We start from the raw sequence: 19,524 nt of genomic DNA, 5'->3' as shown, positions 1-19,524 counted from the left end.
TGGATAAAGTTTGGTCATAAGCTGCAGGTACGGTTTTTGGGTAACCAAAAGGCGGAACCATGACACCAATTGCACTTTACCCCAGTGATCGCTCCCTTAAGAAATCTGCCGGAATTGGTGGGTTTGCACTGTTTATAGCGCTTCAGTTTAAAACCTGGTCGTCGGACGGTTCGATTGCTGTGCCTTTGATGTTCGCGGTCTTCGGGTTGGCGATGGTCTACCCGCTTGTCAAAAATCACCTTAACCCAGCGCCGAGTTTTGAAGCAGACGCAGACGGGTTCTCGGTGATGGGCAAACCAAAGCGCAGCTGGGATGAGTATCGCGGAGCAAAAGTTCACACGACTTATATGTGGTTCATCCCGATCTCACGGTCTTTGATCATCAAGACCGGAAAGAACATCCTTGGAGGTCGCGTACAGATAAATCCCGCGTACATGAGTGGGCCAGTCAAAGACATGGCGAGCGACATTGAAACCTATGCCCGCCACGCGCAGCGGAAGGAAGACCTGAACGAAGCAATGTTAACTAGTCCGGCTTCACGACTTGTCAGACCAGTTGCACCGCCTGCTGATCGCCGCCACGCTAACCCTATGCCGACGGCGACTGCCGTTGGGCATTCGTTCGCGAGCCCCCAATCGCAGGCCGCCTCTGGAAGCCCTGTGCAGTCGGTGCCGAAGTTATCGGACCGACTTTTTAAGGGCCGCAAGGTGATTTGACGGATTTGCTGTGCTAAGCTCACCTTAACGAAGGGCGATGCATGGCGGACGCGAAGAACAAAACCCAAGAGACAGACGCGGATGTTCGCGCGTTTCTTGAGGCGGTTGAACATCCGGTGCGCCGCGCTGATGCGTTGGTTTTGGATGCACTGTTTCGCAAGATTACGGGATGGCAGCCGAAGATGTGGGGGGCAACGATTGTTGGGTATGGCTCGTATCATTACAAATACGACTCTGGGCGCGAAGGCGATTGCAACGCCAGCGGGTTTAGCCCGCGCAAGGCAGCGCAGAGCATTTACATCATGCCGGGGTATCAGGACTACGATGAGATTTTGTCACGTTTGGGGAAGTACAAGGTCGGTAAGGCGTGCCTGTATGTCACCAAGCTAGCCGATATCGATATGGCTGTTTTGGAAGAACTGATCCGTGCAGGTTTAAGGGATTTGGGAAAGATTTATCCGGTTAGCCCGTCCTAGGCTGCGTTGGGCTAAATGTGGACATTGGTGCGTGGCTATGAAAGAGGCTTTGTAACTCTTTCAGACGGAATTAGATCCCATGACAACGACCCGTTTCGCACCTTCCCCAACAGGCTATATTCACATTGGTAACCTGCGCGCTGCGCTGTTTAACTACGCAATCGCGCGTCAGGCGGGTGGCGAGTTCATCTTGCGGATTGATGACACGGACCCAGAACGTTCCAAGCAGGAATATATTGATGGGATCATGGAAGACCTGACGTGGCTCGGGATTTCTTGGGACCGGATCGAATACCAATCCAAGCGGTTGGAGCGTTACGACGCGGCCAAGCAGCGTTTGATTGAGATGGGCCGCTTGTATGAATGTTTCGAGACGCCGGTTGAATTGGACCTAAAGCGTAAGAAGCAGCTGAATATGGGTAAACCGCCTGTGTACGACCGTGCGGCGTTGGCCTTGTCCGAGGACGAGAAGGATGCGTTGCGGGCTGAACGCGGTGGATCGCATTGGCGGTTCAAGCTGGATCACAAGCGGATCGAGTGGACGGATGGCATTATCGGGGACATCTCCATTGATGCAGCGTCGGTGAGTGACCCTGTGTTGTTCAAGAACGATGGCCAGATTTTGTATACGTTGGCGTCCGTTGTTGATGACACGGAAATGGGCGTGACGAATGTTGTGCGCGGGTCCGACCATGTGACCAATACAGCGACGCAAATCCAGATGATCGAAGCGCTGGGCGGCACTGTTCCGAGCTTTGCGCACCACTCGCTTTTGACGGGTCCGCAGGGCGAAGCATTGTCCAAGCGTCTTGGCACTTTGGCACTGCGCGATTTGCGCAAGAATGGGGTCGCGCCGTTGGCGATCCTGTCTTTGATGGCGCGTCTGGGGTCGTCTGATCCGGTTGAGCTGCGCGAAAGCATCGATGAAGTTGTCTCTGGTTTCGATTTGTCCAAGTTCGGCTCGGCTCCGACGAAGTTTGACGCGGATGACCTTGGCCCGTTGACGGCACGTTGGTTGGCTGCTCGTCCTTACAGTGAAGTAGCAGACGCTGTTACTGCGCTGGGTGTGCCTGCAGATTTGGGCGAGCGGTTCTGGAATGTCGTGCGTGAAAACATCGCGTCATTGGAAGAGATGAATGATTGGTGGGCTGTGTTCCGTGATGGTGCTGACCCGCAGGTTGCCGATGAAGACGCAGAATTTATCCCACAGGCTTTGGCGCTGCTCGGGGAGCCGCCTTACGCCGATGATACCTGGGGCGTTTGGACATCTGCCGTGAAAGAAGCGACTGGCCGCAAGGGTAAGGGGCTGTTTATGCCGCTACGCCATGCGGTGACTGGGCGCACACGCGGGCCTGAAATGGCGGACGTCATGCCGCTCTTGCAGGTTAAACCGAAGGTCTAACCTCAACCGCGAGGGTTGCTAGGGCGTCATCAACGCAAGTGCGGGTTTGCTCCGTTAACGGTTGCGCGCGTGGGTAGCGTGGATTGGCGCGGTCGTCGATGACGGGCACCCAACCTGTTGTCGTTTCAAAGAAATGCGCAGGACCGGCGTCACCCATTAGGGTGGTGTATCCGGCGATGACCACATCAAGATAGCTAAGCAGGATGGGGTGTTTTGTACCCTGCGGTGCTGTGAAGTCGGGGTTTGCTTCATAGACGGTAGTTTGGCTGGTGAACTGATCCGTAACATCGCGGCGATTGTAAACGTTTTCACGTTCGTCCAACGCGGCCCAATCCGCGTTTGGCACTTGGGCCGTGATGCCGTGCAACGTGGTGACAGGGCAGGGTTCGACTGACAGAAACGCGACGGGAAATGCGTTTGAATGACGCCAAACCCGCCGCCAACCGACCAGTTCCGCAGGGGTTGGGTCAGGATAGGTGTGCGTTGCGAGGTTAACGAGGCTGCCGTAGCCAAAGAAGCGGGGGTGGGTCATGGTTTACTCTCTCGCGCGAAGGACTTGGGCAGGTTTTGCGGCCAAAGGTTGCCATGCAAAAGCGAGGCCAGCAAGCAGTGTTGCCCCCATTCCGCCAAGGATAATGATACCCGCTGAGGACCAAATTGGGGTGAAGTCAGTCTCCATGATGAAGGTGCTAACGGCCCAGCCGCCGGCGATACCCGCTGCGAGCGCGACGAGCCCTGCTGCCAACCCAAGGAGGGCGGACCGTAGTGCGAAGCTGAGTAGGATTGTGGAGCGTGAAGCCCCGAGTGTTTTGAGCACCGCCGCCTCATATGTGCGCGCACGAATGCCCGCGGCGGCGGCCCCAATCAGAACAAGGAACCCTGTGAGGAGCGTCGCAAGCGCACCGTAGCGGGTGGCGGCAGATATCCCGCCAAGCAGTTGCACGACTTGATCGATGGCGTCGCGGACGCGGATCGCGGTGATGTTGGGGTAGCTGGTGGCGAGGTCGCGCAGGATCGCGGCTTCGGCGCTTGGGTCTGAATAGACGGTGCTGATCCACGAGTGGGGTGCGCCCTGCAGCGCGGCAGGGTTCATCGACATGATGAAGCCCATGCCCGCGTCCTCGAATGATACCTCCCGGAAGCTGGCGATGGTCGCCTCGATATCGCGCCCGAGGATGTTGGTGGTGATAGTGTCCCCGATGTTGAGGCCCATTTCGAGGCCTTCTTCAGCGGAAAAACTGATGAGGGGCGGGCCTGAATAGTCTTCGGGCCACCATTCGCCTTCGGTTATGATTGTCCCGTCGCCCGGTTGCGCGGAATAGGTAATGCCACGGTCGCCGCGCAGAACCCAGTGGTCGGTGACGTCGCGGGCGGGAATGCCGTTGATCTGGGTGATGATGCCGCGCAGCATTGGGGCAGCTTCGTATTCTGATACCTGCGCGTCGTTGTCGAGGCGGGCGCGAAAGCCGTCGATTTGGTCTGGCTGGATGTCGACGAAAAAGTAGCTTGGGGCGATGTCGGGCAGTTCATTCGCGATGGAACCGCGCAGGTTGCCGTCAATCTGCCCGACGGCCGCAAGGACCGAGAGGCCGAGACCAAGGGAGAGGACCACGGAGGTGGTTTCACCGCCCCGTGCGCCGATTGAGCTGAGGGCCGCGCGAAGGGCGGGGCGGCCACGGCTGAGGCGGCGGAACCGGCTAGCTGTCCAGCGTGCGATGACAGCGGCTGTGACCAACAGGGCGAGCGCGAAAAGGATGCCGCCTGTAGTCCAAAGCGTGAGGAATGCGGTGCCTGTGAACAGGATCGCAGCGCCGATAAGTATGGCGAGCAGGAGCAGTGTCGCGATGAGGTATTTGGGCGCTGGCAGGGTTTTTCCTGCGCCAAATGCGTCGCGGAACAGGGTCGCTGGCTTGATATCCTCGGTGCGGGCGAGGGGCCAAAGCGTGAAGATGAGGGCGGCAAGGGCGCCGTAGATTGCGGCCTCAAACAGGGGGGCGGCGTGTAGGGTGAAGTCGGATGGGATTGGCAGACGGGCCTCAAAAATGGGCGCGAAGGCGAGCGGGATTGCAGCGCCAAGGATGAGGCCAAGGGCGACGCCGACGAGGGTAAGAATGCCGATTTGAAGGAAATACGTCAGAAAGATCGTGCGCCGTGACGCGCCGAGGGTTTTCAGGATCGCGATGACGGGGGCTTTGCCGCTGAGGTAGGAACGCACGGCTGAGGACACACCAACGCCACCGACAGCGAGACCTGACAGCCCGATAAGGATAAGGAACGCACCGATACGATCCACGAAACGCGCAACACCTGGCGCGCCTGCGCGGGCATCGCGCCAACGAAGGCCCGAGTTTTCGAATTTGGTTTCTGCTTCGGTTTCAAGGGCTTCGAGGTCAACGTCGTTGGGTAAATCGAGGCGATAGTTGCTTTCCATCAAGGTGCCCGTCGCCAGAAGGCCGGAGTTTTCGAGGTCTTTGAGCAGAACCAATGTACGCGGGCCTAGGCCAAAGCCGCCGCCTGAATTGTCGGGGTAGGTCACAAGGATTGCCGAAAGGACGAAGGTTTGGTCGCCCAAGTTGAAGGTATCGCCAGCGCTAAGCCCGAGGCGGTCAGCAAGGACGCGCTCAAGAACGCCGCCGGGGAAAGTGTCAGTGCCAGCGAAGGCTTGGGCGAGGGGCATGGGCGGGTCGAGGGTGGTTTCGCCGATAAGTGGGTAGAGGTCATCAACGGCTTGGACTTGGGTGAGGCCGCGTTCGACCTCGGCGCGGTTAACCACGACCATTGAACGGAAATCGGTGGTTTCTGACACTCGGCTGGCGATGGAGGACATCCATGTGCGTTCGTCGTCATTGGCAAAGCGGTAGGTGAAGCGTACGACGGCATCGCCGCCTAGGAGGGCGGCACCTTCGGTTTCAAGGCCCGATTGGATAGAGGCGCGAACGGTTCCGACAGCGGCGATGGCAGCCACGCCAAGCGCGAGACAGGCGAGGAAGATGCGAAAGCCGTGCAAGCCACCGCGTAGTTCGCGTTTTGCGAAGGTCCATGCGAGTTTAAATTGCGCTGACATCATTCAGCTGCGGCCTTTACGGTGTCGATGCGACCATCCCGAAGGCGGATCACGCGATCACAGCGTGCCGCAAGTTCGTTGGAATGGGTCACCATGATCAAGGTTGCGCCGTGTTGTTCGCGCAAGCCAAACAGCATGTCGATGATTGCCGCGCCGTTGGTTTCGTCGAGGTTACCGGTGGGTTCATCCGCCAAAAGCAGCTTGGGGCGGGTTACGGACGCACGGGCGAGGGCGACGCGTTGTTGCTCACCACCTGACATTTGCGCAGGATAGTGATCGGCGCGATTAGCGAGGCCAACGGCATCCAGTTCCGCGGCGGCACGCGCATAAGCATCGCGCACGCCAGCGAGTTCCAGCGGGGTCGCGACGTTTTCAAGGGCGGTCATTGTAGGAATGAGGTGGAAAGACTGGAACACCACCCCCATATTATCCCTACGAAAGCGCGCAAGGTTATCTTCACCTAAAGATGTGATGTCTGTACCGAGCGCAGCAATTGAACCAGACGTAGCGGTTTCCAGCCCGCCCATCAGCATCAGGAGAGACGATTTGCCAGACCCACTTGGCCCGACCAACCCCAGAGTTTCCCCTGTAGCGACTGACAGTGAGATGTCGTGCAAGATGTCGACTGTTCCGGCATTGCCACTGAGCGATAGGGAAACATCGGTGAGAGTAAGGGCATCTGTCATTGGGGCGGCCTTTGGTGAAATCACATCCTTTGGATATGGGGTATTTCGCTGCGTCCGCAACCTTTGTTTGGGGATGATTTTAGCAGTCGGAACCGCACAGGCGGAAACTGTGACGATTGCGGCGTTGGGGGATTCATTGACGCAGGGCTACGGGCTGCCGATTGAAGACGGTTTTGTTCCGCAGCTTGAAGGGTGGTTGCGCGAACAGGGTGCCGATGTAGAGGTGATCAACGCAGGCGTGTCAGGGGATACGACTGCGGGTGGTTTAAGCCGCGTTGCTTGGACGCTGACGCCGGATGTGGATGCGATGATTGTGAACCTTGGTGGCAATGATTTGCTGCGCGGGCTGGACCCGGCACTGAGCCGTGCGAACTTAGATGGCATTCTAAGTGCCGCCGCTGACGCCGGCGTTGAGGTGCTGCTGGTCGGGCTGGATGCACCGTCCAACTATGGTCCTGAATACGAAGCGGCGTTTGAGGGTATCTATCCGGACTTGGCGCAGGAATATGAGGCTGCGTTGTATGAGAACTTCTTTGAACCGTTGAATGCCGGCGCTGATCTAGACGCGGCGCGTGCGCGTTATATGCAAGCGGACGGAATCCATCCGAATGCGGATGGGGTGGATAAAATCGTCGAAGGTATTGGCCCAGCGGTTCTTGAGCTGATTTCAGAGTAACCCAACGAGAGCGTGGACGTCTGCTGAACTGGGCGCTAGCCTGACGGCTTAACCAATAGGGAGAACTGTTATGTCCAATTCAATCGCAAAAGTCACAGAAGTTATCTGTTCCTCGTCCAAGTCATTTGATGACGCTGTCGAGAACGGCATCAAGCGTGCATCTAAGACGCTTAAAGGTATTACTGGTGCATGGGTCGCGGACCAAAAGGTGACAGTCAACGACGGCAAGATCGACGAGTACCGTGTTGTTCTGAAGCTGACTTTCGTTCTGGAAGACTAAAAGCCTGCTGGCTAAAAAATGGGCGCTGCAGGACTGCGGCGCCTATCTTCACGGCGAATTGACACCGTGTGGGAACGATTGCGGGCATTTCCCCTCCCGTGTGAGTTGCGCAAAGCATAAGCTTTTGGTGAAACCATTGGGGATAATCATGTTTAAGTTCTTGCTAGGTAAAGTTGGCGGCAAAGCCAAAATTGAAAAACAGCGCGACACAGTTGCGCGTGCGCTTGAAGAGTTGAACAGCGTTTTGGCTTTGATGGGTGATAAGCCTATCGTCGGCGTTAATTTGAACACTGGACTGATCTCTGTCGAACTGCCTGAACAGATGCCAGACGAAGCACTGGCGCTGCCCGCGCCTGAAGCCGTCGAAGAAACTGTCAAAGACGTAGTAGAAGACGTCGTGGAAGACATCAAAGACGCGGCCGCCTAATTCAATAAATCGAGCAGGCACGAAAAAGGGCGGCACCCGTAGGTACCGCCCTTAACTTTGGCCAAAAGGCCGAAAGCTTATGCGAGTGCGAGGTTAACCGCGGACTCACGACCGTCGCGGCCAGCTTCAACGTCAAAAGTTACCTTTTGATCGTCTGCCAGACCTGTGAGGCCGGAACGCTCAACTGCGGAAATGTGAACGAAAACGTCCTTGCCGCCAGTTTCAGGAGCGATAAAGCCGAAGCCTTTTGTTGTGTTGAACCATTTGACTGTACCGTTGGCCATGTCATGTCTTCCTTTTAAAATGTCGCCCGCGAAGTGCGGCAACCGTGGCGTAGTCAGTGCTAGATCGAAGAACTGTAAGCCTTGATAGGAAGACAGAGGGTCGAGATAGAATAACGTTTGCAAGGCTCATATGGGGCAGGAAAGCCTGTTTGACAAGGGGAAAGGCCGTACTTTCACGCGGTTGGCAATTTCCCGCCAGGGTTGAAGGGGCTTGTGATTTGACAGACTTCGGTGTCTGTGGAGCGGGAAAAAGCTAAGGATTACAAAGATGCGCTGGGATGAACTGATGGATCGCGCGGGCAGCGTTTGCGAGTTTTGTGGCGCGTCTGAGGGGCTGGCGAGTGTTGATGTTCCACCCGAGGATCAGGTGCTGCTTTGCCCGTCTTGTCGCGGTGAGGGCGATGTTCCGGCGGCCCACTGGCGCTGTCTTGAGGGGGCGATGTGGTCTGGTGAGCCGTCCGTGCAGATCGCTGTTTGGCGCAAACTCGGCGAGATTGACGAGATGTGGGCCTCTGATGCACGCGAAAGCATGATGATGGAACCAGAGGTGATGGCACGGGCGCAAAACGTGGCCGTCGAGGTGGAACACTTTGACAGCAACGGCATGCGGCTGGAACATGGCGATACGGTCGTCTTGATCAAAGACTTGCCTGTGAAGGGTGCCGGATTTACCGCCAAACGCGGTACAGCTGTGCGAAATATTTCACTGGTGCCGGAAAACGCGGGTCATATTGAAGGTAAGGTCGAAGGCCAGCGGATCGTGATTTTGACTGAGTTTGTGAAGCGGAAATAGGACGGACATTCAGATGGGCACGCACACGCTAGAGCACGTCAAATTTCACAACCGTCCGATCGACCACTACCAGGTGTTCGGAGAACGCCGCACGGGGACGAACTACGTCGCCAAGCTGATCGCCGACAATTTTCCGCTAACGGAAACAACAAAGTATGGCTGGAAGCACGGGCATCCAACGATGCCCTGTATCGCGCGATCTGCGTTGATTGTTGTGGTTGTCCGCTCGCCCATCACTTGGCTGTCCAGCTTGCACAACCGCCCCTTCGCCATTTCGCACGAAGGTCTACCATTCTCGGAGTTTTTGCGCACGCAGTGGTATGATCAGTACCGCCCCAAGGACTTCGGCCATGCCCGCTGGGGCTATAACGGGATGAACAGGGATCATAAAACTGCCAACCAGATTGATCGCCATCCGATTACGGGTGCGCGTTTTGCTAACCCGTTGGAAATGCGTAAGATTAAGAACCAGAGCTTCCTTGGCCTGTTGAACCGTGAATGTAATTGCGTGGTCGTTGATTATGACGTAGCGCGGCTAGAGCCTGCGGAAATGTTACGTGAGATTGCCGATCTTTTTGGGATCGACGCCAAACCTGACATCGAAGTGACAGGCCATGTTGGGGCCAAAGGTCGCGAGAAAACACGCGTGACGGCGGACGTGATTTCGGACGCGGACATGGCGTTTATTCGGGACAATCTGGACGATGAGCTTGAAGCGCGCCTTGGATATGGCGCTGCGCTAAAGGGCTGACGCTAGAGCGTTTTGACCAACGCGATGAGCCTTTCGACGGCGGCGTCGCTCATCCGGACGGGATATATCCCTGCGCCACGCATCGGGGGGACAACGTCTCCGAATTCATCGGGGAAGTCTGCAACCGCGACGGTGTAATCAGACTGCGATGCATTTGCGAAACCCGTAAAGTCATCCATTCTGAGGCGTGCTGTTTGCAGTGTCCCGAGTTCGATAATGCGGGCCTGCGTACCAGCATAAAGCATGTTGGTGAAGCCAGCCCCGTGATAAGAAATCATTATATCCGCGTCGCGCATGATCCCGACCTGTGTGAGGGGGGCGTAGTCCTCAAAATAGATTTTCTTAAAGCCGTAAGGTTCAAGAAGCGCGATTATCTCGTCTTCGTTTTCGATGGTGCGATCATGGCCAGGGGTAGAGCGGCGGCTAACCCAAAAGCGTTCCGGAAGATGGTCAAACCATTGGTCCTCAATACGTTTATGCGCTGCCTCGCGCAGTTTTCGCAGCGAGCGCGAGTAGCTATTTAGGATGATAAGTTTAACCAGATTTGTACCTACCTCGTCTTTGGCGAGTGGTTGGTTTTCGGGGATCAATCCTTCGATCTTGGCCTCGGGTTGGTAGAAATACGAAGTGTCGCTGTAGTGGGCAATGATCGCGCGTTCAAATGTGGCGGGCGCTTGGCGGATGTCAACTTTGTCGCGGAGTTCGGGGAAAATTGCAGCGATATGAGCCAGAACGAATGCGGGAACGTCGCGATCTTTGGCAACGATGATTATGCGACCTGTGAAACCTTTCAGATCAGCGATGAGGGCGAAGACGGAAAAGGTCTCGCGCACAAAGTGAAAGTAGTTTTTCAGGTTCCTCGCTTCGATGACGAAGTCCAGCCCTGCAATATCGTCCTCCCAAAGAGGAAGTTCAGTGGACTGCTGGCGGGCCTGAGTGAAGAACGCGTTGAGTTCTTTGACTGCCGCAGCTTGACCGCGAGCTTTCTTTGCGGCGCGTCCCGTTGTCCCAAGAAGCCGCGCACCGGATGGACCTGTCACCAACCATTTGCCATTCACCGCAAGATGCGTGTCGGATACCGTAAGGTTTTCAATAACGACAGGCCGTACGTCGGTTTCCACGGCAGAGGTAAACTGTTTGTCGCTTTTAAGGGCTTTCCACTCACGCGACCAAAGCCGATTGATCCGCTGCTTATCGGTTAGGGTTGTGGTTTTGATAGTACCACCGCGCACCTTTTCCCATGGCGCGGGCATCGGGCCGAGCCGATGAATGCCGCCGTCACGGGATGGCATCCAATAAGCATCAAGTGCTGGGGTGTCGTAGGGAAGAACCATATTCAGTCTGACTATCACTTAGTTAGGACGCTTTGAAAGTCGTGGATCGTGATTTTGACGGAATTTGTGAAGCGGAAGTGACCGCCTTACTGGCCAGCGTTCACGGTCATATTGCATCGCGTGACACTGAACCTATCTACGAAGTCCTTGTCATCGTCGTAGCTATTTGTCCCTGCAATGATGACTTCAGATCCACGTGAAAGTGGCGGATCAAAAATTAACCTATAGGTTATTCCGAGATCCTGAATCTCCATTTTGCAAAAATCATCGCAAATGAACACGAATGGTAGGGTGTCCCCATCTTCTAACGTGAATTGTGCGAAAGCCGAATGGACGACCCTGTCAAATTCATAAAGACGAAGTTCAGCGTTCCTTAGTTGTCCTAACGAGGTCAGGGAACAGTTGTAGACCCGTGCATCGGCAAAGGCCAATGACGGGATCAACAAATTCCAAATAACGATCGCGGTGAGCAATCTCATGAGATTAACGCGCGAACTTCTTGTGCTTCATCCGCTTGGGTTCCATCGCATCAGCACCAAGGCGCTTTTTCTTGTCTTCTTCGTAGTCCTCAAAATTACCTTGGAACCATTCGACGTGGGCTTCGCCCTCGAATGCGAGGATGTGTGTGCAGATGCGGTCGAGGAAGAAGCGATCGTGGGAAATCACAACAGCACAGCCTGCGAAGTCGACAAGCGCGTCTTCGAGGGCACGCAGCGTTTCAACGTCCAGATCGTTGGTCGGTTCATCGAGGAGCAGGACGTTTCCGCCTGATTTCAATAGCTTGGCCATGTGGACGCGGTTGCGTTCACCACCCGACAACACGCCGAGTTTCTTCTGCTGATCGCCGCCTTTGAAGTTGAACGCCGAGCAATAGGCGCGGGAGTTCATTTCGGCGTCGCCAAGTTGAATGACTTCTGCGCCACCTGTGATTTCTTCCCAGACGGAGTTTTCCGCATCCAGTGCATCGCGGGATTGGTCAACGTAGGACAGCTGCACCGTGTCGCCGTATGTGACCGTACCGGAGTCGGGTTCAAGTTGGCCGGTGAGCATAGAGAACAGCGTGGATTTACCGGCGCCGTTGGGGCCGATTACGCCGACTATGCCGCCGGGTGGGAGGTCAAAGCTGAGGTTTTCGACGAGAAGTTTGTCGCCCATCGCCTTTGTAAGGCCTTCGACTTCGATGACCTGTGAGCCGAGGCGTTGACCGTTCGGAATGATGATCTGGGCGCGGCCCAGTTTTTCACGCTCGGACTGGTTGGCGAGGTCGTTATAGGCGCTGATACGCGCTTTGGACTTCGCTTGGCGGGCTTTTGCGCCTTGGCGCATCCATTCCAGTTCGCGTTCCAGCGTTTTCTGTTTGGATTTGTCATCCTTGGCTTCGCGTTCCAGACGCTTTGCTTTGGCCTCTAACCAGCTGGAATAGTTACCCTCATGAGGGATGCCTGAACCACGGTCGAGTTCCAAAATCCAACCTGTGATCGCGTCGAGGAAGTAGCGGTCGTGCGTGACGATCAAGATTGTGCCTTTGTAATCAATGAGGTGCTGTTGCAGCCACGCGATTGTTTCGGCGTCGAGGTGGTTGGTCGGTTCATCGAGCAGCAGCATGTCTGGCGCGTCGAGGAGGAGCTGGCACAGGGCCACGCGACGCTTTTCACCACCCGAAAGTGTTGTGACGTCTGCATCATCTGGTGGGCAGCGTAGCGCTTCCATGGAAACGTCGATTTGAGCGTCGAGATCCCAGAGGTTCTGTGCGTCGATTTCGTCCTGAAGCTTGGCCATTTCATCGGCTGTTTCATCCGAGTAATTCATCGCCAGTTCGTTGTAGCGATCAAGAACAGCCTTTTTCGCAGCAACGCCAAGCATGACGTTTTCACGCACGGACAGGTTCGCGTCGAGTTCAGGTTCCTGCGGAAGGTAGCCAACAGTTGCACCCTCAGCGGCCCAAGCTTCGCCTTGGAATTCTTTATCTTGGCCGGCCATGATCCGCATCAGCGTGGATTTACCCGTACCGTTCACACCGACGACGCCGATTTTCACGCCAGGGAGGAAGTTCAAGCGTATGTTTTCAAATACCTTTTTCCCGCCGGGGTAAGTTTTGGACACGCCGTCCATGAAGTAGACATATTGATAGGCCGCCATGTGCGAGGTCCCCCGAGAAAAACTATATTTGTGACGTGAATACGCGGGGGACAGCGGCGGTGCAATGGGGCTTTAAGCGCGCAGCGGGTGAGTGTGACGGTCCTGATTTTCGATCCAACCGATCAGATTTTCAGAAGGCATAGGTTTGGAAAGCCAATAGCCTTGAATTACGCTGCAACCCATCTCTTGAAGGGCTGTCGCAGTCAGGGCGTCTTCGACACCTTCAGCCGTCACGATCAGTCCGAGGTCGTTCGAAAGTTCAATAATTTTGCGAACGATTTTTTGACAGGTCGTGTCATTTAGCAGGTTGCTTACGAGCCCTCGATCGATTTTCACACCACTCACGTCCAGAGCGGCGAGGTGCGACAGGCCCGCAAAACCGATGCCAAAATCGTCTAAGTGAACGCCAAAACCAGCGTGACGCAGGTCGTGAATAATCGCCGCGTGTGACGCCTTGTGAGTGGCGTCTCCGAAGTTTGTGGTTTCGAGGACTTCGATCGTGATCTGACTTCGATCAATCTCGCCAGCTTCGACAGCCCAAACCAAACGATTGATGAAATCAGGATGTGCCAATAGCTCTGGCGAGGCATTAAAGGCGACACCAATGTCATCAAAGCCTGCGAGATTTAGTCGCCTTTTTTCGGCAAGCGCAGCGTCCATCGCCGAAAGGTCCATCACGCCAAGAAGCCCCAAATCGCGTACCAACGTCAGGAAGTCGTTTGGCTCGATCAACCCGTCAGAGGGATGGATCCAGCGCACGAGGGTTTCCATTCCGATGATCTCGCCGGTTCTTAGACACAGCTGTGGTTGGAAAAAGAAATCAAGATTTCCGCCATCAATCGCGTCAGCAAGCTCGCGTTCGCGGCGGGTTTGAAAGGCGTGTTGGTCGCGAAGGGCCGTGTCGTATGTGACAACTTGATAGCGCCCGTTATGCTTTGCCTCATAGAGTGCGAAATCTGATCGAACAAGAAGGTCTTCGGGCGTGTCGTACCTTGATTGAGAGACCGCTGCGCCAATGCTGGCCTCGACTTGGAGCTTGCGGCCGTTCCACTCGAACGGTTCTGCCAAGGTGTTCAGCAGTTGGCTGCTGAACCGTGTCAAAAAATCGGGGTTGTTCACGAGTGGGCAAACAACAACAAATTCATCACCACCAACGCGTGCGACCAAATCACTATCGCGGATAAGCCCTTGGATGATGTTGGCCGTATGCCGCAAGACAGCGTCGCCCCCCGAATGGCCATGCGTGTCGTTAATGGCTTTGGAATTGTCTAGGTCAATATGAAGCAAGCCAACTGCCGCGCGGTCCGGAGCTGCCATTTCCTGACTAATAAAAGCAAGAAATGCAGCACGGTTAGGGATGCCGGTAAGACTGTCATGCGAGGCCTGATGTTCCAGTTCGTAGCCGATTTTACGGAGCTGGTTTTCTTGCGTTACTTGTTCGGTAACATCGCGGCACACAACGATCGCGTTCTCGGCGCCGTCTGAGTTTTTTACGAACGAAATGCTGATCTGGTTCCAAAACTCGGACCCGTCCGGGCGTTGGTTCTTAACCAGTTCGAAACCATTCCATTTTGGATCATCTGGATCATACCTGAAATCCTGTATCTCTTCTTTTGTCGGCGTCTTATCTTTAGGCAAAGCATATTCGAGTGGGCTTCGGCCAATTATGTTATTCAGGTCGAGATTGTGAATGTCTGCATAGGCTTGGTTCGCCCAAAGGGTCTTCGCATTAAGATCTTGAACCAAAATGCCATCAGCTGCGTTCTCGCAAGCGAGGCGAAAGTAATCCGCCTGGGCGGCGCGGGATTTTAGGTATCTATTTTTTTGCGTGCAAGGTTCCATATCAGTGGCGCAACAAAGGCCGCGATTAGTAGTAGGATCAGAACGACCACTAAAGAGTTTGACATGACTTCAACCTATTACTCCCTCGCTTTCTAATCGCTAATTACTATCGGTTCGTTAACCAATCGACGAAAAGCTTAATTTGGAAATTGATGGTCACGCGCGGAATTGCCTTTGGGACACCGGCTGCGTAAGGAAACACAATGCAACGTAATCGGATGCCATATGCGCCCGCCGGACAAGTGGTGGGATTGCTGGGAGGGTCGTTTGACCCGGCCCATGATGGGCATGTGCATATCACCAAAGCAGCGATGGAGCGGTTTGGTCTGGATCGCGTTTGGTGGCTTGTAAGCCCTGCTAATCCGTTGAAAACACGTGGACCGGCGCCGATCGAAGACCGTGTCGCAAGGGCGCAGGACGTCATGCAGCACCCAAGGGTGACGGTGACTGACATCGAGACGCAGTTGGGCACACGCTACACAGCGAAGACGATTGCCGCTTTGCAACGCCTTTATCCTGATGTCCGATTTGTATGGCTGATGGGGGCGGATAACCTGACGCAATTCCATTTGTGGCAGGATTGGCAAGATATAATGGCGCGCGTCCCCGTTGGTGTTTTGGCGCGACCGGGGGATCGGATTTCGGCGCGTCTGTCACGGGCGGCGCGAATTTATCGCGATGAACGGCTAATCGGGCGGGCTGCGCGGCTTTTGGGGCAAACACAGGCGCCAAGTTGGGCCTTTACGAATTTGCCGATGTCGCAATCGTCATCAACCGCGATCCGTGCGACAGGGACTTGGGGCGCAGATGCCGATAAAGATACATCAAAGAGTAAATAAGGTTTCAGGATGTCAGTGAAGTTTTCCCGTCGCGCTGTTTTGGGTGGTTTGTTGTCGACAGCAGCAGGTGCCGCCTTGGCCGAAGCGCCGTTGTCTTCATTGCGCCCGAATGCGCGATCTGGTGTCGCGCCGGTTAGCGAGGTGAATGTTGCGCTTGAGACCAGCCCGATCCCACGTATTGCGCCAAGGATGCGCGCCACGCTTGAGCAGATTGTTGCTTCGGCTGATCTGGATGGCACGGTCGGCGTTGTGCTGACAGATGCGCGCACGGGTGAGGTGATTGAGCAGATTGATGGCGATGTGGCCTTGCCACCGGCCAGCGTTACCAAGGCCGTAACCGCGCTATACGCGCTGGATGCGTTGGGCGGCGCGTTCCGGTTTATCACGCGCCTGTTTGCTACAGGACCCGTTGAAGGTGGGGTTTTACGTGGTGATTTGATTTTGGCAGGTGGCGGCGATCCGACGCTTTCTGCGGATCACCTTGCAGAACTGGCTGAGGCGCTGAAAGCGGCTGGCGTGAACGAAATCACGGGCAAGTTCCTTTGCTGGCGCGGTGCGCTGCCCTACGCCGAAGAGATCGAGCCGAGCCAGCTGGACCATTTGGGATATAACCCTGCCGTCAGCGGGCTGAACCTAAACTTCAATCGCGTGCATTTTGAATGGAAACGGGTGGACGGCAGTTGGCAGACGACGATGGATGCCCGTACAGAAACCCGGGTGCCGCGCGTCTACATGGCTAATGTGCGTATTGTTGATCGCGGTTCGCCTGTGTTTGCAACCGATGGCCCAGATAGTTGGTCCGTTGCGAGATCAGCGCTTGGGAACGGTGGTTCGCGTTGGATGCCTGTGCGCCAGCCTGCGTTATATGCTGGCGATGTATTTCAAACGCTTGCACGTGAGGTTGGGGTGCCTTTGCCTGCGCCAGAAGTGGTCGATGATCTGCCGGAAGGCACTGAAATCGCGCAGCATAGCAGCGCGACTTTGCGGGTGATACTGCAGGAAATGTTGCTTTATTCCACGAATTTGACGGCTGAAATCTGCGGATTGGCTGCGACGCAAGCGCGGTATCGCACGTCTTTGGTAATCGAAAGTTCGGCTGCGCAAATGACACGTTGGTTGGGGGAAACCTACGGCATTGAGGGCCGTTTCGTTGACCATTCTGGGCTAAGTGACGCGAACCGTGTGAGTGCATCCGATATGGTGAAGGTCATGCAGGCCGTTGGGGCAGATGGGCCGCTACGTCCGATTTTGCGGCGCATCCCGATGCGGGATGCTGACAATGACCGGATTGAGAACTTCCCGAACGAAGTGCGTGCAAAGACCGGAACGCTGAATTTTGTAAGCAGTTTGGCGGGCTATGTTGAAACGGCTGATGGGTCCGATGTTACGTTCGCGATTATTGCGGCCAACCTTGAGAGACGCGAACAGGGTAAGGCTGCGGGCGACGAAGTTCCTGCCGGATCAATTGAGTGGAACCGTCGCGCCAAGCGGTTGCAGCAGGTGTTGCTGCAACGTTGGAGCCTGACGTACGACGACGACCGCCCGTATTCACAAGGCGTTGATATTGATGCGCAATTGGAAGTTCCGGCGAATTAGAGCGTCATGTGCCGCGCACGGGCGCCGCGTTCAATCGCTGCGGCGTGCAGACGGTCGATGTTCAGCTCGTACCGCATTTCCTCGAGCATCCGCAGTTCGGATTGCGCGATTTCACCATCAGCGGCCGCCACATCACAGGCCAGCGCATAGGCGGTTTCGTTCAGGCGTTCTGGCAGGGTGTCGCGGATAAGGCCGAACAGTGCGTCCAGACCGTCTTCTTGGTCAAACAGGTCCAATACCGTTTGTGAAACGCGCGGAACATGGTCGGCGTCGTATTCCGCAAACACTGGCAAGTTATTGATAATGTTTGTGATCTTCACCAATTCAGCCGTGCGGATGTTTTCGTCGCTGGCAGAAACCGCGATCATCACGGCGCATAGCGCGTCTTGGGCGGTAAGGGATGGCGTATCGGACATGGATGATGCTCCTGTTGTTGAGTGTACATTTATTGACGCCAACGCTGCGCTGCAATAGGACGCGCGACATGTCGCACCACTCCGGTGCGTCCCAAAATATGAGAGAAACCATGAGCAATTTGCGCGATGCGGGCATGACGTCCAAAGCTTGGCCCTTTGTAGAGGCACGCACGCTGCTCAAACGGATTGAAAAATCCGGCAAGGACCATGTTTTGTTTGAAACGGGTTACGGCCCATCAGGTCTGCCCCATATCGGGACATTCGGTGAGGTGAGCCGCACCACAATGGTGCGCCGTGCGTTTGAAGTGATTTCGGACATTCCGACGCGTCTGGTTTGTTTTTCCGACGATCTGGATGGCATGCGTAAGGTGCCGAGCAACGTGCCAAACCCAGAGCGCCTTGAGCAGTATATGCAGATGCCGCTGACAGCCGTTCCGGATCCGTTTGATAAGTATGAAAGCTTTGGCCACCACAACAACGCGATGTTGCGCCGCTTCCTGGATACGTTCGGGTTTGAGTACGAGTTCATCTCTGGCAAGGAATACTACGAGTCCGGCAAGTTTGACGCCGTGCTGTTGCGTGCGCTTGAACGCTACGATGACGTGATGGCGGTTATGCTGAAATCCCTGCGCGAAGAGCGTCGCGAGACCTATTCGATCTTTTTGCCGATGCACCCTGAGTCTGGCCGCGTAATGTATGTTCCGATGAAATCCGTGGATGCCAAAGCCGGCACCGTGACGTTTGACGACGAAACCGGCAAGGAATTCACGGTTCCTGTGACGGGTGGCAATGTAAAATTGCAGTGGAAACCGGATTTTGGTGCGCGCTGGGCAAGCCTTGACGTGGACTTTGAGATGTATGGCAAGGATCACTCTACCAACACGCCGATCTATGACCGTATCTGCGAGATTTTGGGTGGCAAGAAGCCTGAGCATTTCAGCTATGAGTTGTTCTTGGATGACCAAGGTCACAAGATTTCCAAAACGTCCGGAAACGGGGTCAGCATTGATGAGTGGCTGACCTATGCCAGCACTGAATCCCTGTCGTACTTCATGTACCTGAAGCCGAAGACAGCCAAGCGGATGCACTTCGATGTGATCCCGAAGGCCGTTGACGAGTATCACCAGCAGCTGCGTGCTTATCCAACGCAAGACGATGCGGGTAAGTTGAACAACCCTGTCTTCCACATCCACGGTGAGAACGTTCCGACGTCGACGATGGTAGTGCCGTTTTCCATGTTGCTTAACCTCGCGTCTGTTTCGCAGGCCAGTGACAAGGACAAGCTATGGGCGTTCATCCAGCGTTATGCGCCTGATGCATCCCCTAAGACGAATCCTGATCTGGACGCCGCGGCTGGTTTCGCGGTGCGTTACTACAAAGACTTCGTTGAGCCGGGCAAAGTGTTCCGTCTGCCAGACGATCAGGAACGCGGTGCGCTTGAGGCGTTGGTGACTGCGTTGAAATCCGAAGAGGCGGCGTTGACCGTTATTGCGCAAAAGAACGCGCAAGAGGGTAAGGACACGCCGCTGCCAGAGGTGAACTGGACCAACGACGAGTTCTTGCAGTCGATCGTGTTTGCGGTTGGCAAAGTGCATGGGTTTGACCCGCTGCGCGCTTGGTTCTCTTGCCTGTACGAAGTGCTGCTTGGTGCGAAACAAGGGCCACGTTTTGGCGGGTTCATCGCGCTTTACGGCGTCGAAGAAAGCATTGCGTTGATCGAAAGTGGTTTGGCTGGCGAGTTGGTTTCTTAAGCCAATTTGAAACCGAAATGGGCCTTTGTGCGTATCTGAGGTAGGATACGCA

The 19,524-nt window shown here is 55.4% G+C and carries 19 protein-coding genes; 11 read left to right on the top strand and 8 right to left on the bottom strand.

Features of this window, described 5'->3' with window-relative positions:
• Positions 1 to 59 precede the first annotated feature (59 nt).
• From OSB_RS12725 to gltX, 3 genes are all read left to right on the top strand, one after another.
• Positions 60 to 716, top strand: a complete 657-nt coding sequence (locus tag OSB_RS12725) for a hypothetical protein (protein WP_049835349.1) — start codon at positions 60 to 62, stop codon at positions 714 to 716.
• Between the two features lie 41 nt (positions 717 to 757).
• A complete protein-coding gene (locus OSB_RS12720) occupies positions 758 to 1,192 on the top strand; it encodes a DUF1801 domain-containing protein (RefSeq protein WP_049835348.1) in 435 nt (144 codons plus the stop codon).
• Positions 1,193 to 1,271: 79 nt separating this feature from the next.
• Positions 1,272 to 2,594: a glutamate--tRNA ligase gene (gene gltX / locus OSB_RS12715; protein ID WP_049835347.1), complete on the top strand. Its 1,323-nt coding sequence runs from the start codon at positions 1,272 to 1,274 to the stop codon at positions 2,592 to 2,594.
• Here the strand turns inward: gltX and OSB_RS12710 are convergent.
• Genes OSB_RS12710 through OSB_RS12700 form a run of 3 tightly spaced genes read right to left on the bottom strand, consistent with a single transcriptional unit; the run spans position 2,578 to position 6,344 of the window.
• Positions 2,578 to 3,126 (bottom strand): gamma-glutamylcyclotransferase family protein, encoded by a 549-nt coding sequence (locus tag OSB_RS12710; RefSeq protein WP_049835346.1) that lies wholly within the window; start codon positions 3,124 to 3,126, stop codon positions 2,578 to 2,580. The genes gltX and OSB_RS12710 overlap by 17 nt on opposite strands.
• Before the next feature lie 3 nt (positions 3,127 to 3,129).
• The gene (locus tag OSB_RS12705) at positions 3,130 to 5,661 is read right to left on the bottom strand and encodes an ABC transporter permease (RefSeq protein ID WP_082166470.1); all 2,532 of its coding nucleotides are present in this window, start codon (positions 5,659 to 5,661) and stop codon (positions 3,130 to 3,132) included.
• Entirely contained in the window at positions 5,658 to 6,344 is a 687-nt protein-coding gene (locus OSB_RS12700; RefSeq protein WP_049835345.1) for an ABC transporter ATP-binding protein, read from the bottom strand. Before OSB_RS12700 ends, OSB_RS12705 begins: the two co-directional genes overlap by 4 nt.
• Before the next feature lie 73 nt (positions 6,345 to 6,417).
• On the opposite strand from OSB_RS12700, the gene OSB_RS12695 reads away from it, so the two are divergent.
• The 3 genes from OSB_RS12695 (at position 6,418) to OSB_RS12685 (ending at position 7,727) form a co-directional block, all read left to right on the top strand.
• The gene (locus OSB_RS12695; RefSeq protein WP_049835344.1) at positions 6,418 to 7,020 is read left to right on the top strand and encodes an arylesterase; all 603 of its coding nucleotides are present in this window, start codon (positions 6,418 to 6,420) and stop codon (positions 7,018 to 7,020) included.
• A 70-nt stretch (positions 7,021 to 7,090) separates the two neighbouring features.
• Positions 7,091 to 7,300 carry a dodecin family protein gene (locus tag OSB_RS12690; RefSeq protein WP_049835343.1) on the top strand — a complete coding sequence of 70 codons (210 nt, stop codon included), beginning with the start codon at positions 7,091 to 7,093 and terminating at the stop codon, positions 7,298 to 7,300.
• A 148-nt stretch (positions 7,301 to 7,448) separates the two neighbouring features.
• Positions 7,449 to 7,727 carry a hypothetical protein gene (locus OSB_RS12685; RefSeq protein WP_049835342.1) on the top strand — a complete coding sequence of 93 codons (279 nt, stop codon included), beginning with the start codon at positions 7,449 to 7,451 and terminating at the stop codon, positions 7,725 to 7,727.
• A 77-nt stretch (positions 7,728 to 7,804) separates the two neighbouring features.
• Here the strand turns inward: OSB_RS12685 and OSB_RS12680 are convergent, their stop codons facing one another.
• The gene (locus OSB_RS12680; RefSeq protein WP_015496137.1) at positions 7,805 to 8,011 is read right to left on the bottom strand and encodes a cold-shock protein; all 207 of its coding nucleotides are present in this window, start codon (positions 8,009 to 8,011) and stop codon (positions 7,805 to 7,807) included.
• Positions 8,012 to 8,279: 268 nt separating this feature from the next.
• Between OSB_RS12680 and OSB_RS12675 the strand changes: the two genes are divergently transcribed.
• Positions 8,280 to 8,804 (top strand): PhnA domain-containing protein, encoded by a 525-nt coding sequence (locus tag OSB_RS12675; protein ID WP_049835341.1) that lies wholly within the window; start codon positions 8,280 to 8,282, stop codon positions 8,802 to 8,804.
• Between the two features lie 13 nt (positions 8,805 to 8,817).
• Entirely contained in the window at positions 8,818 to 9,555 is a 738-nt protein-coding gene (locus OSB_RS12670) for a hypothetical protein (RefSeq protein ID WP_049835340.1), read from the top strand.
• 2 nt (positions 9,556 to 9,557) lie between these two features.
• On the opposite strand, the gene OSB_RS12665 is transcribed toward OSB_RS12670, so the two are convergent.
• The 3 genes from OSB_RS12665 to OSB_RS12650 all read right to left on the bottom strand — a co-directional run bounded on the left by OSB_RS12665 (position 9,558) and on the right by OSB_RS12650 (position 14,870).
• On the bottom strand, positions 9,558 to 10,889 hold the full coding sequence (locus OSB_RS12665) for a glycosyltransferase family 61 protein (protein WP_049835339.1): 1,332 nt from the start codon (positions 10,887 to 10,889) through the stop codon (positions 9,558 to 9,560).
• A 483-nt stretch (positions 10,890 to 11,372) separates the two neighbouring features.
• On the bottom strand, positions 11,373 to 13,028 hold the full coding sequence (gene ettA / locus OSB_RS12655) for an energy-dependent translational throttle protein EttA (RefSeq protein ID WP_049835337.1): 1,656 nt from the start codon (positions 13,026 to 13,028) through the stop codon (positions 11,373 to 11,375).
• A gap of 72 nt (positions 13,029 to 13,100) precedes the next feature.
• A complete protein-coding gene (locus OSB_RS12650; RefSeq protein WP_049835336.1) occupies positions 13,101 to 14,870 on the bottom strand; it encodes a putative bifunctional diguanylate cyclase/phosphodiesterase in 1,770 nt (589 codons plus the stop codon).
• Between the two features lie 203 nt (positions 14,871 to 15,073).
• On the opposite strand from OSB_RS12650, the gene OSB_RS12645 reads away from it, so the two are divergent.
• Both OSB_RS12645 and dacB read left to right on the top strand, forming a co-directional pair.
• Entirely contained in the window at positions 15,074 to 15,709 is a 636-nt protein-coding gene (locus OSB_RS12645) for a nicotinate-nucleotide adenylyltransferase (RefSeq protein ID WP_082166469.1), read from the top strand.
• A 9-nt stretch (positions 15,710 to 15,718) separates the two neighbouring features.
• Complete coding sequence (dacB, locus tag OSB_RS12640) at positions 15,719 to 17,305, top strand: D-alanyl-D-alanine carboxypeptidase/D-alanyl-D-alanine endopeptidase (RefSeq protein ID WP_049835335.1); 1,587 nt, start codon at positions 15,719 to 15,721, stop codon at positions 17,303 to 17,305.
• On the opposite strand, the gene OSB_RS12635 is transcribed toward dacB, so the two are convergent.
• Positions 17,302 to 17,721 carry a tellurite resistance TerB family protein gene (locus OSB_RS12635; RefSeq protein WP_049835334.1) on the bottom strand — a complete coding sequence of 140 codons (420 nt, stop codon included), beginning with the start codon at positions 17,719 to 17,721 and terminating at the stop codon, positions 17,302 to 17,304. The genes dacB and OSB_RS12635 overlap by 4 nt on opposite strands.
• Positions 17,722 to 17,831: 110 nt before the next feature.
• On the opposite strand from OSB_RS12635, the gene OSB_RS12630 reads away from it, so the two are divergent.
• Positions 17,832 to 19,472 carry a lysine--tRNA ligase gene (locus OSB_RS12630; protein ID WP_049836160.1) on the top strand — a complete coding sequence of 547 codons (1,641 nt, stop codon included), beginning with the start codon at positions 17,832 to 17,834 and terminating at the stop codon, positions 19,470 to 19,472.
• Positions 19,473 to 19,524: the final 52 nt, after the last annotated feature.

The organism is Octadecabacter temperatus, from assembly GCF_001187845.1.
Taxonomy (GTDB): domain Bacteria; phylum Pseudomonadota; class Alphaproteobacteria; order Rhodobacterales; family Rhodobacteraceae; genus Octadecabacter; species Octadecabacter temperatus.
Note: the sequence above shows the minus strand (reverse complement) of the source record. Positions and strands in the feature narration are given on the sequence as shown.

Coding starts and splice junctions, on each gene's coding strand:
- OSB_RS12725 (WP_049835349.1), top strand. CDS start 60: ATGACACCAATTGCACTTTACCCCAGTGATCGCTCCCTTAAGAAATCT.
- OSB_RS12720 (WP_049835348.1), top strand. CDS start 758: ATGGCGGACGCGAAGAACAAAACCCAAGAGACAGACGCGGATGTTCGC.
- gltX (WP_049835347.1), top strand. CDS start 1,272: ATGACAACGACCCGTTTCGCACCTTCCCCAACAGGCTATATTCACATT.
- OSB_RS12710 (WP_049835346.1), bottom strand. CDS start 3,126: ATGACCCACCCCCGCTTCTTTGGCTACGGCAGCCTCGTTAACCTCGCA.
- OSB_RS12705 (WP_082166470.1), bottom strand. CDS start 5,661: ATGATGTCAGCGCAATTTAAACTCGCATGGACCTTCGCAAAACGCGAA.
- OSB_RS12700 (WP_049835345.1), bottom strand. CDS start 6,344: ATGACAGATGCCCTTACTCTCACCGATGTTTCCCTATCGCTCAGTGGC.
- OSB_RS12695 (WP_049835344.1), top strand. CDS start 6,418: ATGATTTTAGCAGTCGGAACCGCACAGGCGGAAACTGTGACGATTGCG.
- OSB_RS12690 (WP_049835343.1), top strand. CDS start 7,091: ATGTCCAATTCAATCGCAAAAGTCACAGAAGTTATCTGTTCCTCGTCC.
- OSB_RS12685 (WP_049835342.1), top strand. CDS start 7,449: ATGTTTAAGTTCTTGCTAGGTAAAGTTGGCGGCAAAGCCAAAATTGAA.
- OSB_RS12680 (WP_015496137.1), bottom strand. CDS start 8,011: ATGGCCAACGGTACAGTCAAATGGTTCAACACAACAAAAGGCTTCGGC.
- OSB_RS12675 (WP_049835341.1), top strand. CDS start 8,280: ATGCGCTGGGATGAACTGATGGATCGCGCGGGCAGCGTTTGCGAGTTT.
- OSB_RS12670 (WP_049835340.1), top strand. CDS start 8,818: ATGGGCACGCACACGCTAGAGCACGTCAAATTTCACAACCGTCCGATC.
- OSB_RS12665 (WP_049835339.1), bottom strand. CDS start 10,889: ATGGTTCTTCCCTACGACACCCCAGCACTTGATGCTTATTGGATGCCA.
- ettA (WP_049835337.1), bottom strand. CDS start 13,028: ATGGCGGCCTATCAATATGTCTACTTCATGGACGGCGTGTCCAAAACT.
- OSB_RS12650 (WP_049835336.1), bottom strand. CDS start 14,870: ATGGAACCTTGCACGCAAAAAAATAGATACCTAAAATCCCGCGCCGCC.
- OSB_RS12645 (WP_082166469.1), top strand. CDS start 15,074: ATGCAACGTAATCGGATGCCATATGCGCCCGCCGGACAAGTGGTGGGA.
- dacB (WP_049835335.1), top strand. CDS start 15,719: ATGTCAGTGAAGTTTTCCCGTCGCGCTGTTTTGGGTGGTTTGTTGTCG.
- OSB_RS12635 (WP_049835334.1), bottom strand. CDS start 17,721: ATGTCCGATACGCCATCCCTTACCGCCCAAGACGCGCTATGCGCCGTG.
- OSB_RS12630 (WP_049836160.1), top strand. CDS start 17,832: ATGAGCAATTTGCGCGATGCGGGCATGACGTCCAAAGCTTGGCCCTTT.